General features: G+C 63.3%; 14 protein-coding genes. 8 read left to right on the plus strand and 6 right to left on the minus strand.

The genetic code is table 11. The annotated features are described in order from the left end of the window. A partial coding sequence (locus tag C1D09_RS10030; RefSeq protein ID WP_143974115.1) for a LysM peptidoglycan-binding domain-containing protein occupies positions 1 to 283 on the plus strand: 283 nt, incomplete at its 5' end. 13 nt (positions 284 to 296) lie between these two features. Here C1D09_RS10030 and C1D09_RS10035 read toward each other — a convergent pair. Beyond that, a complete protein-coding gene (locus C1D09_RS10035; RefSeq protein WP_143974127.1) occupies positions 297 to 1,094 on the minus strand; it encodes an NAD(P)H-dependent oxidoreductase in 798 nt (265 codons plus the stop codon). A gap of 94 nt (positions 1,095 to 1,188) precedes the next feature. Between C1D09_RS10035 and C1D09_RS10040 the strand changes: the two genes are divergently transcribed. From C1D09_RS10040 to C1D09_RS10055, 4 genes are all read left to right on the plus strand, one after another. After that, entirely contained in the window at positions 1,189 to 2,121 is a 933-nt protein-coding gene (locus C1D09_RS10040; RefSeq protein ID WP_143974116.1) for a LysR family transcriptional regulator, read from the plus strand. A 162-nt stretch (positions 2,122 to 2,283) separates the two neighbouring features. Further along, complete coding sequence (locus tag C1D09_RS10045; protein WP_143974117.1) at positions 2,284 to 2,631, plus strand: ArsR/SmtB family transcription factor; 348 nt, start codon at positions 2,284 to 2,286, stop codon at positions 2,629 to 2,631. A 25-nt stretch (positions 2,632 to 2,656) separates the two neighbouring features. Next, complete coding sequence (locus tag C1D09_RS10050; protein ID WP_143974118.1) at positions 2,657 to 4,552, plus strand: ABCB family ABC transporter ATP-binding protein/permease; 1,896 nt, start codon at positions 2,657 to 2,659, stop codon at positions 4,550 to 4,552. A 73-nt stretch (positions 4,553 to 4,625) separates the two neighbouring features. Further along, positions 4,626 to 4,973: an antibiotic biosynthesis monooxygenase family protein gene (locus C1D09_RS10055; protein ID WP_143974119.1), complete on the plus strand. Its 348-nt coding sequence runs from the start codon at positions 4,626 to 4,628 to the stop codon at positions 4,971 to 4,973. A gap of 22 nt (positions 4,974 to 4,995) precedes the next feature. On the opposite strand, the gene C1D09_RS10060 is transcribed toward C1D09_RS10055, so the two are convergent. Beyond that, on the minus strand, positions 4,996 to 5,859 hold the full coding sequence (locus C1D09_RS10060; RefSeq protein WP_143974120.1) for an SMP-30/gluconolactonase/LRE family protein: 864 nt from the start codon (positions 5,857 to 5,859) through the stop codon (positions 4,996 to 4,998). Positions 5,860 to 6,194: 335 nt separating this feature from the next. On the opposite strand from C1D09_RS10060, the gene C1D09_RS10065 reads away from it, so the two are divergent. Then, positions 6,195 to 6,893, plus strand: coding sequence for a phosphatidylserine decarboxylase (locus C1D09_RS10065; protein WP_143974121.1), 699 nt, complete (start codon positions 6,195 to 6,197; stop codon positions 6,891 to 6,893). 3 nt (positions 6,894 to 6,896) lie between these two features. After that, positions 6,897 to 7,715: a CDP-alcohol phosphatidyltransferase family protein gene (locus tag C1D09_RS10070; RefSeq protein ID WP_032929550.1), complete on the plus strand. Its 819-nt coding sequence runs from the start codon at positions 6,897 to 6,899 to the stop codon at positions 7,713 to 7,715. 3 nt (positions 7,716 to 7,718) lie between these two features. On the opposite strand, the gene C1D09_RS10075 is transcribed toward C1D09_RS10070, so the two are convergent. The 4 genes from C1D09_RS10075 to C1D09_RS10090 form a co-directional block, all read right to left on the minus strand. Then, positions 7,719 to 8,321, minus strand: coding sequence for a TetR/AcrR family transcriptional regulator (locus C1D09_RS10075; RefSeq protein ID WP_167514557.1), 603 nt, complete (start codon positions 8,319 to 8,321; stop codon positions 7,719 to 7,721). 75 nt (positions 8,322 to 8,396) lie between these two features. Continuing rightward, positions 8,397 to 9,224: an SDR family oxidoreductase gene (locus C1D09_RS10080; protein ID WP_143974123.1), complete on the minus strand. Its 828-nt coding sequence runs from the start codon at positions 9,222 to 9,224 to the stop codon at positions 8,397 to 8,399. A 187-nt stretch (positions 9,225 to 9,411) separates the two neighbouring features. After that, complete coding sequence (locus tag C1D09_RS10085; RefSeq protein ID WP_143974124.1) at positions 9,412 to 11,634, minus strand: AMP-binding protein; 2,223 nt, start codon at positions 11,632 to 11,634, stop codon at positions 9,412 to 9,414. A 138-nt stretch (positions 11,635 to 11,772) separates the two neighbouring features. Further along, a complete protein-coding gene (locus C1D09_RS10090; protein WP_143974125.1) occupies positions 11,773 to 12,180 on the minus strand; it encodes a tautomerase family protein in 408 nt (135 codons plus the stop codon). 114 nt (positions 12,181 to 12,294) lie between these two features. Between C1D09_RS10090 and C1D09_RS10095 the strand changes: the two genes are divergently transcribed. After that, positions 12,295 to 13,173, plus strand: a complete 879-nt coding sequence (locus C1D09_RS10095) for a LysR substrate-binding domain-containing protein (protein WP_143974126.1) — start codon at positions 12,295 to 12,297, stop codon at positions 13,171 to 13,173. Positions 13,174 to 13,327: the final 154 nt, after the last annotated feature.

The raw sequence follows: 13,327 nt of genomic DNA on the forward strand, positions 1-13,327 counted from the left end.
GCCAAGCGACGTGCCGGAGGCCGTGGCGCCCAAGCTCGAACATGCCGACGGCGCCGTGATTATCCGCCGAAACGACACGCTGTGGCGGATTTCGCGACGCGTCTACGGCCACGGCGTGCGCTATTCCACCATCTACCTCGCCAACCAGGACCAGATCAGGGATCCCGACCACATCTGGCCCGGCCAGGTGTTCAAGGTCCCGGAAAAATCCAAGGAAGGCGAAGCCGCCGACCTCAAGGCAATGGGCGAGCAGGCGACGACGGCACCGACCAAGGCGCAGTAGGGGCTCACATCGATCAGCTGGCATCGCCTGCTTGGTTGGAGTGAAGCGCGAAACCTTTTGCCCCGGGATCGCCCAGTTCAGGGCGGAGATTCATGCTCGGAATGAGATAATCTCCGCCATTCTGCCGACGATATGGGATTGGCGCCGTCGTCGCCAGCGTCCGCATCCTCACACGCAGCTGTTCAGCCACGGGTTCGAAGTCGGTCTCGCCGAGACGATCGACCTTGTAGACCACGAACGGCGGAAGCACGTCGTATCCGGGATAATAGAGGATCCCGTGATTGATCGGGAACAGCAGGTCGTCGATGGGCCCGTTGATCCCGCGTGGCGTGTAGTGTTCCTCCCAGCCTCCAGCGGTCACGATCAACATAGCCCGTTTCCCGACAAGGGTGCCCTCGCCGTAGCGATCGCCCCAGCGCCGATCGCTATGCTCACCGACGCCATAGGCGAATCCGTAGGCGAACACACGGTCGACCCAGCCCTTGAGGATTGCCGGCATGGCGAACCACCACAGCGGGAACTGCAGGATCAGGGTGTCGGCCCACCGCAGCTTCTCGATCTCGGCCCTTACATCTGCGGTGAGCGTGTTGGCCTCGAAACCCTTCTTGGAAGCCGCGACCGGGATGAGCCGCGCACCGGGTTCCAGCAACGGGAAGTCGGCGTGATCGACTTCGGATTTCCAGCCCTCGGCGTACAGGTCCGACAAGCGCACCTCATGCCCTTGCGCCTCGAGTTCCTTGATGGCGACGTCACGAAGGGCGCCGCTCAGCGAGCGTGATTCAGGGTGGGCGAAGACGAGCAGAACTTTCATGGGGCAGGTCCAAATATTGAGGGAACTGAAGGCAAGGTAGCCAATGGCCGTTCGATCCGCTATATGCAGGTAATGCATAATATTGTTCCGAATAATGGATAAGTCAGACGTAACGTTCGAGCGGATGCGCACCTTCATTCGCGTGGCCGAGCGTGGCAGCCTGTCGGCCGTCGCGCGAGAATTCGGTGTCGGGCAATCAACGATCACACGGCATGTGCGGGAACTGGAAGAAGCTGTCGGCGTGCCTTTGCTCAGCAGGACGACCCGGCGGGTCACGATGACCGCCGAAGGCAGCCGCTATTATGCCAATAGCGTTCAGATCCTGCGCCTCGTCGAACAGGCCAGCGATGAGGCCCGGGGCACGCGTGGCACGCCCGCCGGCACGATCCGGATAAGCTGCACGGCAGCTCTCGGTGTCTTGCACGTCAGCCGCCTGATCTTCGCTTTTCAGGACCGTCATCCTGACATCGGGATTGACCTCAGCCTCACGGACGAGCGGGTGGACCTCGTCCGCGAGGGTGTCGATATCGCCGTCCGGTTGGGGCCGCTCACGGACAGCTCGTTGAAGCTGCGGGCCCTCGGCCAGTCGGGGCGTCTGCTGGTGGCGTCTCCGGATTATCTGGCGGCGCGGGGACGACTCGTCGTGCCTTCGGATCTGTCCCGGCATGAGGGCATCCGGATGTCGAACGTGGCGGGCAGCGAAACGCTTGCTTTGCGGGGCGCCGGCGGCGAACGGCACACGGTGCCTTTCGCGGGGCGATTGCGGATCGATCATGGACTTGCCGCGCGGCAGGCCATGATCGCCGCTCGCGGGATCGCGCCGGCGCATCGATGGCTTGTCGACGACCTTCTGGCGGCGGGCTTGCTGGAGGTGATACTGGCGGATTATTCGCTGCCGTCCGTCCCGTTGAACCTGTTGATTGTCCCGGAGCGCGCAGGCGTCGCAAGGGTCCGCTTGCTGGTCGAGTTTCTGGCTGAACAGATCGCCGCTATTCCAGGGATCGAGAAATCCATCTCGAAGCATTGATGCATGCTGCCCAGGAGTGAGTTCGGTTTCGGGGGACGACATGCATGGAAACAAAGACCTAAAGCGCGGCGCATGAATCCGGTTCTGCGCTTTTGCCGCCGTTCGATCTGGCCTGAAGAGTAGCTTGCGGCGGTGCCGTCCATCGTCTATCGCCGATGAACGATGACCGAATCCGTCCTTGAAACAGATCGCGCTGCCGGCGCTCTCCCCAACCGCAACTCGGATAGCCACGCTGTCGCGGCGCAATTCGCGGCGTTGTCGCATCCGGCGCGCATCGAGATACTGAAGCACCTCGCGGCCAGCAATTCCTGCTGCTGCCGCGAGGTCGTCGACCGTTTCGATCTGGCGCAGTCCACCGTGTCGCAGCATCTGAAAATACTGGTCGAGGCTGGTCTGGTCCGCTTCGAGCCCGACCGCCAGCGCTCGCGCTATGCCGTCGATCGCTTAGCCCTTGCCGATGTATCGGCGTCGCTGAACGCCCTCGTCAATTCCTGCTGCTCCGGCCGCTGACCCTCTCACCCAAAAGGCAAGAAAAGTGGTCGAAAAAACCGTCTCCGCCGACACCTCAACGCTCGCGACATTGCGCAATTTGTGGCCCTATATGTGGCCGGCCGACCGCGCCGATCTCAGGGCGCGCGTCACCTGGGCGACGCTGCTGCTGGTCGTCGCCAAGCTAACGCTGGTCGCCGGTCCCTATTTCTTCAAATGGGCAACCGATGCGCTGGCGGGCGGCTTCAAGACGCCGCCGCCGCTGCCGTCCTTCATGCTCGCCCCGGTGATGCTGGTCGTCGCCTACAATGTGCTGAGGCTGGTTCAACTCGGCTTCAACCAGTTGCGCGACGCGCTGTTTGCCCGCGTTGGCCAGCATGCCGTGCGGCAGCTTGCGTTCCGCACCTTCGTCCACATGCACCAGTTGTCGCTACGCTTCCACCTCGAGCGTCGCACCGGCGGTCTGTCGCGCATCATCGAGCGCGGCACCAAGGGTATCGAGACGATCGTGCGCTTCATCATGCTCAACACCGCGCCGACCATCCTCGAATTCGCGCTGACCGCCGGCATATTCGGTTTTACCTATGGCTGGAAATATGTGGCTGTGGTGGCGATCACCGTCTGGCTCTATGTCTGGTTCACGGTCAAGGCGAGCGACTGGCGCATTTCGATCCGTCGCGACATGAACGACAGCGACACCGACGCCAATACCAAGGCGATCGACTCGCTGCTCAATTTCGAGACGGTCAAATACTTCACCAATGAGCGCATGGAAGCCGAACGCTTCGACCGTTCTATGGCGCGCTACGAGGTCGCCGCCACCAAGACCTGGACCTCGCTTGGCTGGCTGAATTTTGGCCAGGGCGTCATCTTCGGCCTCGGCACGGTCGTCGTCATGTGCATGTCGGCGCTGGAGGTGCAGGCCCACACGCAGACCGTCGGTGATTTCGTCTTCATCAACGCCATGCTGGTGCAGCTTTCCGTGCCGCTCAACTTCATCGGCTTCATCTATCGTGAAATTCGCCAGGGTCTTACCGATATCGAGCACATGTTCGACCTGCTCGACGTGCCTCAGGAGATTGTCGACAAGCCGGACGCCAAGCCGCTCACGGTCGGCGCGGGCAAGGTCGAGTTCCGCGACGTGCATTTCTCCTATGATCCGAACCGCAAGATCCTGAAAGGTGTTTCCTTCGAGGTGCCGGCCGGCAAGACGGTCGCCATCGTCGGGCCGTCGGGCGCCGGCAAGTCGACCATCTCGCGGCTGCTGTTCCGCTTCTACGACGTGCAGTCCGGCCAGGTGCTGATCGACGGCCAGGACATCCGGGATGTCACCCAGGACAGCCTGCGTGCGATGCTCGGCATGGTCCCGCAGGACACGGTGCTGTTCAACGACACCATCGCCTACAACATCCGCTACGGTCGCGTCGGTGCGAGCGAGGAGGAAGTCCGCAAGGCTGCCGAACTCGCCCAGATCGGGCCGTTCATCGAAAAGCTGCCAGACGGCTACAAGTCGATGGTTGGGGAGCGCGGGCTGAAGCTTTCAGGCGGTGAAAAGCAGCGCGTCGCGATTGCCCGCACCATCCTGAAGGCGCCGCCGATCCTGATGCTCGACGAAGCGACTTCGGCGCTGGACAGCCACACCGAGCAGGAGATCCAGGCTGCGCTCGATCTCGTCAGCAAGGGCCGCACCACCATTGTCATTGCCCACCGTCTGTCGACGGTGATTTCCGCCGATGAGATCATCGTGCTCAAGGACGGCCAGATCGCCGAACGCGGCACCCATGTCGAGCTGATGCGCAAGCGCGGCCTCTATGCCTCGATGTGGGACCGCCAGCGCGAGGCGACCGAAGCCGAGGAGCGCCTGCGGCTTGCCCGCGAGGGCGACGAGCTCGGTGTCATCGTTCGCCGGCGGACGTCGGAGGTAAAGGATTTTTCCGCTTGACCTCAACTTAAGTTGAGATTGTACGCGTTCCTGGAGCCCGAAAACACCATCATCCAGGAACGGAACAATCGAAATGAACGACATAAGTCAGAGCGTTAACGGCGGCAGCGTTTTCAGGGTGGACAAGTTCGTCGTGCCGGCCGCCGCCCGCGAGGAGATCCTCGTCAAGGTCAGGACGACACACGAATTGCTGCGCCAGCAGCAGGGTTTCGTGCAGGATTTCCTCCTCGAGCAATATTCGGGGCCGGGCGAATTCAACCTGGTGACGATCGTCGAATGGGAGAGCCAGGCGGCCGTCGACCAGGTCGTGCCGATCGTCAAGGCCGCGCAAGAGCGCATCGCGTTCAATCCGCAGGAGACGATCGCGCGGCTTGGAGTGCGCGCCGACATTGCCAACTATCAGCGGATTCCCGAGGCATAGAGCAACTTCAACTGCTCCAGGCTTACGGCCAGCCAACGCCGGGTGCCGGCGCTTCCACGCTGAGCACCTGGCCGGTGCGGGCGTCGCTGACCATGTGCTCGAAGCCGCGCCACTCGGCGGCGACGATGAACAGGGTTTGCCTGTCCGCGCCGCCCAGCATGCAGGCGAAGCAGCCGCGATCGGCGGTGACGGTCTGCAGCACCTCGCCGCCTTCGCGCACCCGCACGCAGTGCTTGTTGGGAACATCCGCGTACCAGATCGCGCCTTCGGCATCGAGGCAGATGCCATCGGGATAGCCGTCGAGCTCAGCCCAGACGCGCCGGTTGGACAGGCTGCCGTCGGCAGCGATATTGAAAGCGGTCAGCCGATTACCCTGGGATTCGGCAAGGATGAGCGTCTTGTTGTCCGGAGTCACCGCCATGCCGTTGGCAAACGCGACGTTGTCAGCCACTTGCCGAACTGCGCCGTCCGCCGCGATCAGCACGATGGTGCCCGGGCCGAAGTTCTCACCGGCAGCGGGCGCCGGGCCGCCGCCATTGACATAGATGTTGCCGCGCCCGTCGACGACGATCTCGTTCCACGGGCTTTTCGACAGGCCGCGCAGATCGGCATGGGTGACGAGCCTGCCATCAACTTCCCGTCGCAGCAGCAAGCCTTCACGGCCTGAGACGACAAGCAGGCGTCCATCCGGCAGCCAGTCGATCGAATAGGGCAGGACGGCAGGCACGGTAAGCATGATTTCGGGGCTGCCGTCCGCACCGATCGCGATGATTTCGCCGGTACCCCAGTTGCAGACCCACAGGCGTCCGTCGTGCCAGCGTGGGGATTCGCCAAAGGCGAGGCCTGCGGTGACGAGACGCGACGGGGTGACCGATTTAACCTGCATTACGGAACTCCTTGTTGCGTCTCATCATGGCCGAAAAGGCCCTGGAAGGACGCTGTCTCAACCAAGGACGGGTGAGGTGTCTTCTTTCCGACAGCCGCCTTGTTATTCCGCTCAGGAAAGATTGCCGGTAGGGCATTGTCCCGCATGACGGCTGCTTGTCCGCCATCGTCGATATCGCGCCGCGGATCTTGGCCGTACCGCCAATATCGCACGTGCTGTAGTCCCTCGTGGCGCCCGCCAGCCGCAGCCAATATGGGGTCGCCGATTGTTGCGTTGCGGCCAAGGGGGCTTTCAGCTATTGAGGCCCGACCTGAAACGGAGCCCGACCAAGCCCGATGAGCCTTGTCGACACGGTCAAGAACGCGTTCGTACCGATCCACCGTGAAGGCTATCCCTTCATCGCGGCCTTTGGCGCGGGCACACTTTTCCTTGGCTATTTCTCCTCGATACTGTTCTGGATCGGCTTGATCCTGACCGCCTGGTGCGTCTATTTCTTCCGCGATCCCGAGCGCGTCACGCCGGTCGACGACCGCCTGGTCGTCAGCCCCGCCGACGGCATCATTTCTGCGGTCGGCCCGGCCGTGCCGCCGCGCGAGCTTGGCCTCGGCAATATCGAGATGACCCGCATCTCGGTGTTCATGAATGTCTTTTCCTGCCATGTGAACCGCGCCCCGGTGCGCGGCCGCATCGCCAAGATCGAGCATCGGCCGGGAAAATTCCTCAACGCCGAACTCGACAAGGCCAGCACCGAGAACGAACGCAATGGCCTGGTCATCGAGAGCCCCAACGGCACGGTAGCGGCCGTCCAGATCGCCGGCCTGGTGGCGCGACGCATCGTCTGCTGGGCCGAGGCCGGTGGCTCGATCGGCACAGGGGAGCGTTTCGGCCTGATCCGCTTCGGCTCGCGTGTCGACGTCTTCCTGCCCTTGACCGCGACGCCGCGCGTTGCCGTCGGCCAGACGGCGGTCGGCGGTGAAACCGTGCTCGCCGAATTCGGCGGCGTCGCCGGCACCCCTCTGGTCAGGATTTCCTGAACCTTGGGCGCGCCGTTTAAGAAGTTCGAGGCCCATGCCAGCGGCGGTCCGCGCATCCGCGAGATCCCGATGCGCATGGTGCTGCCCAATCTGGTCACCGTGCTCGCCATCTGCGCCGGCCTGTCCGGCATCCGCTTTGCCTTCGAAGACCGCTTCGAGACAGCAGTGGTGATGGTGCTGCTGGCTGCCTTTCTCGATGGCATCGACGGCAGGCTCGCACGCATGCTGAAGGCGACTTCGAAATTCGGCGCGCAGATGGATTCGCTCGCCGACATCGTCAATTTCGGTGTCGCGCCGGCCTTGGTGCTTTATGCCTTCCTGCTCGACCGCGCCGGCTCGCCGGGGTGGATCGCAGCTCTGCTGTTCGCCATCGCCTGCGGGCTCAGGCTCGCCCGCTTCAACGTGCTCGACGACGAGAAGGCCGAGCGTCCGCTGTGGCAGTCGGAATATTTCGTCGGCGTGCCGGCGCCGGCGGGCGCGGTGCTGGTGATGCTGCCGCTCTATCTGTTCTTCCTGCGGCTCGGGCTGGAGCCAAGCCGGCCGGCCGCCTTCGTCGCCACCGGTTTCACCATCCTGGTCGCTTTCCTGCTGGTCAGCCGGCTGCCGGTCTATTCAGGCAAGAGCATCAAGATCCCGGGCGACAGGGTGCTGCCGGTCATTCTCGCCGTCGTGCTCTACATCCTCTTGCTGATGACCTATCCCTGGTACACGCTGACGGCGTCGGTCGCCGGTTATCTGATCTTTCTGCCGTTTTCCGTGCGCGCCTATTCCAAGCGCGCCAAGCTCGAAGGCGAGAAGGTGCCGCCCTCGGACATAGGCTGATCGCTAAACAGGTTTAGGTCGCAAGCCGCCAAGCAACAGATCGCCCCAGGCGGAGGCAAAGCGTTCATCGCTGATCTCAATTGCACGTTCACCCCAGATCGCTTCGAAGACCCGGAACATGGCGACGCTGCCGACGATCACAGCCGCGATCGCCTCGCTGTCGTGCGGGCGCAATTCGCCCTGACGCTGACGCTCCCGCAGCCAGTCCGCGACGGCAAGATAAGTACTTTGCATGATCTCGCCACGTGCGGAGGCTTTCAGCGCGGGGAAATGCTCCAGGTCGCGCCACAAGATCCGAAGCACGTCGCGGTTGGCGCCGAGCTTTTCAAGCATGCTCTCCACAAGCCGCCGCGAATTTTCGTCGATGGAAAGCGTTGTCTCGCCAAGTTCGGCACGGCCTTCCCGTGCGGTATCGACAAACTGATCGATCGCGGTGGCAAGCAGGTCCTCTTTTGAAGAGAAGTGCTTATAGAGAGCGCCGGAGCCGCGCGACAGGCCGGCCGCCTCCTGAATGTCGGGAACGCTCGTCCGGTCGTAGCCTCGCTCGGCAAACAGCCGGATGGCTTCGCGCAGAATGCGCTCGCGTCCGGTGGGTGGCGGTTTCATAGCGGATCCCAGCTCCATGACTTGGTAAGGGATTCTCAAAGGACAATAACACCACGCGTACAATAACAAACGGCGCTAGCCGGCGGCCTGGCGATGCGAATCGACTGCCGCGTGCTTGTGTCGTTCGCAAAGCCACGCTCTCCAGGTCCTGTGACCAACCCGCTCATTGGTTTCGACCAAACCCATTTTGAAGCTCATCTTGCGGCTGACGGGCAGTGGCAGGACGAGACGCCTGAGCCCAAGCGAATCGCGGTATTGCCGCGCGAAACTTGAGAAGGGCATCAGATCCGGGCCGCCAATCGAAGAGCGTACCCCGCGCTTCCCGGCATTCACCGCCTCCGCCAGATAGCGGGCTACATCACGCGTATCGACGGGATTTGAGAGCGAATTTGGCAACGGCCAGACAGGCAGCCATTTCAGCCCACCTAGCATCTGCTCCAAGAGGTAGTAGAACGGGGTCGCGCGAATGATTGACCACCCAAGCGGGCACTCCCGCACAAGCTGCTCGCCCGCCAACTTTGCCCGGGCATAGGGCAGGCTGCTGAATTCGAGGCCGACGATCGACACGAAGATGAAGTGGCCGATACCGGCGCGGCGCGATGCTGCAAGCAGGCGCCGCGTGCCTTCGACATCGACGCTTGTCGGGCTGAAGAAGAAGTCAATCGGCCTCATGCCACGCCTGGCGATGGGCGAAAGGGTCGCGGCATGGATCACGGTGTCGATGCCGCCAAGCGCGTCCTCGATGCCTTCGCCGGTTGCCAGGTCGCCCAAGGCCCATTCCAGGGAGGGATCATTCATCGGTTTCCTTGTGAGCAATCTAACGACGTGACCGGCCTCGGACAGCGCCGGCACAAGATCGCGACCGAGATGTCCGGTCCCTCCCGTGACAAGGACTTTTGCCATGTGCTTCCTTTCAGGTCAGAAACCTCGCTCCGACGGAGAGTGAATAATCACTCACCATTTTGGCGATTCTTTGGCGAGGGGGGCCGCCTTCACGGTTGTAGACGCATGGACGAAGCGTGAATCCTACCGGGTTCGCCGATCATCCCGGCTTGCCTGAGGTGAAACGATTGGTTTGAATCTGGTTGCGTTACGCCGCGACGCCTCGCCCCAACCTGTCGATCGCCAGCTTCCTGGTTGAGACATAATCGGTCTTGCCGGAACCGAGCACCGGGATTTCCTCCACCTTGACGATGTCGTTCGGCACCATCAATTCGGCGGCCCCGGCTTTCTTGCCGAACTGGCGCAGCTCTTCGGGATTGGCGTCGTCGGCGGTGGTGACCAGCACGATGCGCTCGCCGCGCCTCTTGTCTGGCACCGCCACCGCCGCGTGGCGTTCTTCCGGCCACAACGACTGCACCAGCATCTCGACCGCGCCCAGCGACACCATCTCGCCGGCGATCTTGGCGAAGCGCTTGGCGCGGCCGCGAATGGTGATGAAGCCCTCGCGGTCGACGGCGACGATGTCGCCGGTGTCATGCCAGCCGTTCAGCGGCTGCAATTCACCGGGGCGGTCGGCGGTCATGTAACCCATCATCAGATTGGGTCCGTCGAGCCACAACTGGCCGGCATCCGATATGCCCTCGACCGGCTCCAGCTTCATGCGCATGGCCGGCAACAGCCGGCCGACCGTACCGTCGCGCCCATGGATGGCGGTGTTGACGGCAACCACCGGTGCGGCTTCGGTCAGCCCGAAACCTTCGATGATCTCGGCCTGGAAGCGTTCGCGGTAGACGCGGCGGGTTTCCGACTTCACGGCTTCGGCGCCGGCAACGACGAAGCGCAGGCTGGAGAAGTCGCCGTCCTTGGCGGTACGCGCATAGCTGGCGAGGAAGGTGTCGGTGCCGAACATGATGGTCGGCTTCACCTTGCGGGCGATCTCGGGGATGATCTTGTAATGGAGCGGCGAGGGGTAGAGGAAAAGCTTCACCCCAGTGACCAGCGGCAGGATGGTGCCGCCCGTCAGGCCGAAGGAATGGAACACCGGCAGCACGTTGAGCAGGATGTCGTCCGGCGAGATGGTGATGCGCGCCTCGGCCTGCATGGCATTGGCGAGAAGGTTCTTTTGCGACAGGACAACCGCCTTCGGCGTGCCTTCCGAGCCTGAGGTGAACAGGATCACGCCCGGCTTTGACGCATTCTGACGCTGCAGCGGCAAGCGCCACAGCAAGGCTGCGGCAACCTTGTCCAGCGGGGTGACGCCGGTTCGGATATCTTCCAGCCACAGCAGCCTCGCGCCGCCCTTTTCGACCGCGGCGACGATATCGGAGAGATCGGCCTTCTCGACGAAGGCACGTGAGGAGATGACGGTGCGGATGACGGCCGTGCGCACGGCGGCCGTGACGCTCGCCGGCCCGGCGGTGTAGTTGATCATCGCCGCCACCCGGCCCGCTGACAAAAGGCCGACGAATGACAGCACGACGCCATTGGCGTTGGGCAGCATTATTCCCACCGCTTCGCCTGGCGCCGTCACCGCCTCGAAGCGTCTGCCCAGCACGCGGGCGCCGATGAACATCTTGCGGTAGCTCAGTGCGCCCGAGATGACGTCCTCGATGATCGGATGCGAGGCGCCGACCCTGGCTGCCGCATCGCGTATGGCCAGGAACAGGCCGCGGTCGAGGTCGTTGCCGAAAAGCCGAGCCTCGGCGACGCGGTCGAACAGCGCATTGGTGTTCGAAGCCTGGTCCGGATTGCGTGCCACCAGTTCGGCGATGGTCATCGGCTCCAGCACGCTCATCGAGAGCTGCGGAAACCAGTGCCGCGGCGCCTTGGCCGCCGGCGTCAGGGAAACAGGCAGGCTGCGGGCACCGGCGACAAAGATCGGCACGATGCGGGCGTCTGCCTGCATGGCAATGCGGGTTACGGCGCGAAACAGTCGAAACGTCTTGACGTCAGGCTCGACCGCATCCGGCAGATAGACGGCGAGCCGGCCCTTGCCCCTCAGCACACGCACCAGCCGCCGGCTGACGAAAACATGTTCGGCATTGAAAGTGATCGTGCGGCCAAGCTCACGCCAGGGTTCCAGCCACGGCGAGCGCGCCGAGACCTCGTCCAGAATGTGCAGCGTGTCATCCGGCAGCAGCGACAGCATCAGCGCCGGTTCGAAGTGCGACTGGTGCGAGATGACGTAGATGACAGGAGCCTGCGCCTTGCGCGCGATCTTGATGCGGTTGTCGCTGATCCGGAAGGCGAGCTTGAACGGCACATAGAGCATGGCCTGGCTGAAACGCAGGCCGAGGCGGAATTTTTCCACCACGCCGATCACCAGCCAGGCCAGGACAAGACCCGCAAGCAGCGCCAGTGTCAGGATCATGCCGCTTCTCTCCCAACGATTCTTGTCATCGCGGCTCTTCCACGGCCGCCTCGGCGCAGAGGGTAGCGGAAGTGGGCGCTAGGTCAATGTGCGACGAGGCGGGGGTCCTTATCCCGTCGGAGGGAGAAAGAACGACGCTTACGCCGCCTTCAACCGTCCGCTGATGAAACGGAATTCCTGCGTCTTGCCGCCATAGCCGTAGGCCGCTGCCGGCACCTCGTGCACGAACGCATAGCTTTCCTCGTGCACACAGCCCAACAGGCGGCCGAAGGCATCGAAGAGGGCCTTGAGATAGGCTTCCAGCTCGAGCTTGGTGTTGGTGCCGTCGACAACCTTGATATCCAGCCAGAACGTGTTGGTGCCATGCTCGGCCAGCGACTTGCCGCCGGCGAACCAGTGCTGCGGATCGATATAGGACACGGCAACGGCGGTGATCGTCGGATCCTTGCGCAGTTGCGTGGCGGTGATCTGGGTTATTTCGCGGGCTATGCCGGCGGACAAGGCGGCGTCTGGCTTGCCGGTAACGCTGATATTGATGATGGGCATTTTTCGTCTCCTTGGTTTCTGGCGGCGTCCGATTGCCGTTGAAGAGACTATGTCGCCATCAATGAATCAAAAAAATCGAATTGTTTTCAATTAAAGATTCGATAGTGTCGAATTATGGAAACGCTCGATCCGGATCTGCTCAAAACCTTCCTTGCTTTCGTCGACAGCGGTTCGCTGGCGCGGGCGGCTATCAGCGTTGGCCGTTCGCCCTCGGCGGTGACCGCCCAGATGCAGCGGCTGGAAGAGATCGTCGGCGAGCCGTTGCTGGCGCCGCAGGGCAGGGGCCGCGGCCTGACGCCGGCGGGGGAAGACCTCGTCGGCCATGCCAGGCGCATTCTTGCCGCGCACCGCGAGGCATGGCTGGCGCTGAAGGGGGCGCGGGCAGCCGGGCGTGTCGCCATCGGCACGACGCAGGATTTCGCCGACAGCGGCCTGCCGGATCTGCTGCGTGCCTTCGCCACCAGCCATCCGCGCGTCAGGATCGAATTGCGGGTTGGCCGCTCCGCCGAACTGGCACAGGCGCTGCAGGCCGGCAGCCTCGATGTGGCGATCGTCATGCGTCAGACGGCCGCGCCGGACGAGGTCGGCGTCCTGCGTGAGCCTATGATGTGGCTGTGTTCTGGGAAAGGGCTGGCCTGGCGGCAGGAAGAGTTGCCGCTGGCGCTGCTCGATCCCTATTGCGGGTTTYGCGAGGCCGCACTGGCGGCGCTCGATGCTGCCGGCCGCCGCTACCGGATCGCCGCCGGCAGCGCCAGCCTGGCCGGCCTGCGCACTGCGGTGAATGCCGGTGTTGCGCTGACCTTGCGAACCCCCCGCTTTGCCCATTCCGGCATTGTCGAAGCGCCGCGCGAACTGGGCCTGCCGCCGGTTCCGATGGCCGAATTCGCGATCCGGTTGCGTGCCGATGCTGATGCTTCCGCGGGCGATTTAGCGACGCTGCTCAGCGGCGACCTGGTGCCGTCTCGGCCCCCGGCTGATCTGGCGCCAGCCTGACGCAAGACAACACCGACCTGCGGACGGTCCCCATTTGGAAAGAAAAAGCCGACCTTGCGGTCGGCTTGGAGTAGGACGGGCCGAGGGGTTTGGGGGGACTTGGGGGGTGGCCCGTCGCACCGATAATGTCTGAGTCCGATGATGGTTCCGTGGC

This window comes from Mesorhizobium intechi, from assembly GCF_002879535.1.
GTDB lineage: Bacteria > Pseudomonadota > Alphaproteobacteria > Rhizobiales > Rhizobiaceae > Mesorhizobium > Mesorhizobium intechi.

Coding starts and splice junctions, on each gene's coding strand:
- C1D09_RS10035 (WP_143974127.1), bottom strand. CDS start 1,094: ATGAAAGTTCTGCTCGTCTTCGCCCACCCTGAATCACGCTCGCTGAGC.
- C1D09_RS10040 (WP_143974116.1), top strand. CDS start 1,189: ATGGATAAGTCAGACGTAACGTTCGAGCGGATGCGCACCTTCATTCGC.
- C1D09_RS10045 (WP_143974117.1), top strand. CDS start 2,284: ATGACCGAATCCGTCCTTGAAACAGATCGCGCTGCCGGCGCTCTCCCC.
- C1D09_RS10055 (WP_143974119.1), top strand. CDS start 4,626: ATGAACGACATAAGTCAGAGCGTTAACGGCGGCAGCGTTTTCAGGGTG.
- C1D09_RS10060 (WP_143974120.1), bottom strand. CDS start 5,859: ATGCAGGTTAAATCGGTCACCCCGTCGCGTCTCGTCACCGCAGGCCTC.
- C1D09_RS10065 (WP_143974121.1), top strand. CDS start 6,195: ATGAGCCTTGTCGACACGGTCAAGAACGCGTTCGTACCGATCCACCGT.
- C1D09_RS10075 (WP_167514557.1), bottom strand. CDS start 8,321: ATGAAACCGCCACCCACCGGACGCGAGCGCATTCTGCGCGAAGCCATC.
- C1D09_RS10080 (WP_143974123.1), bottom strand. CDS start 9,224: ATGGCAAAAGTCCTTGTCACGGGAGGGACCGGACATCTCGGTCGCGAT.
- C1D09_RS10085 (WP_143974124.1), bottom strand. CDS start 11,634: ATGATCCTGACACTGGCGCTGCTTGCGGGTCTTGTCCTGGCCTGGCTG.
- C1D09_RS10090 (WP_143974125.1), bottom strand. CDS start 12,180: ATGCCCATCATCAATATCAGCGTTACCGGCAAGCCAGACGCCGCCTTG.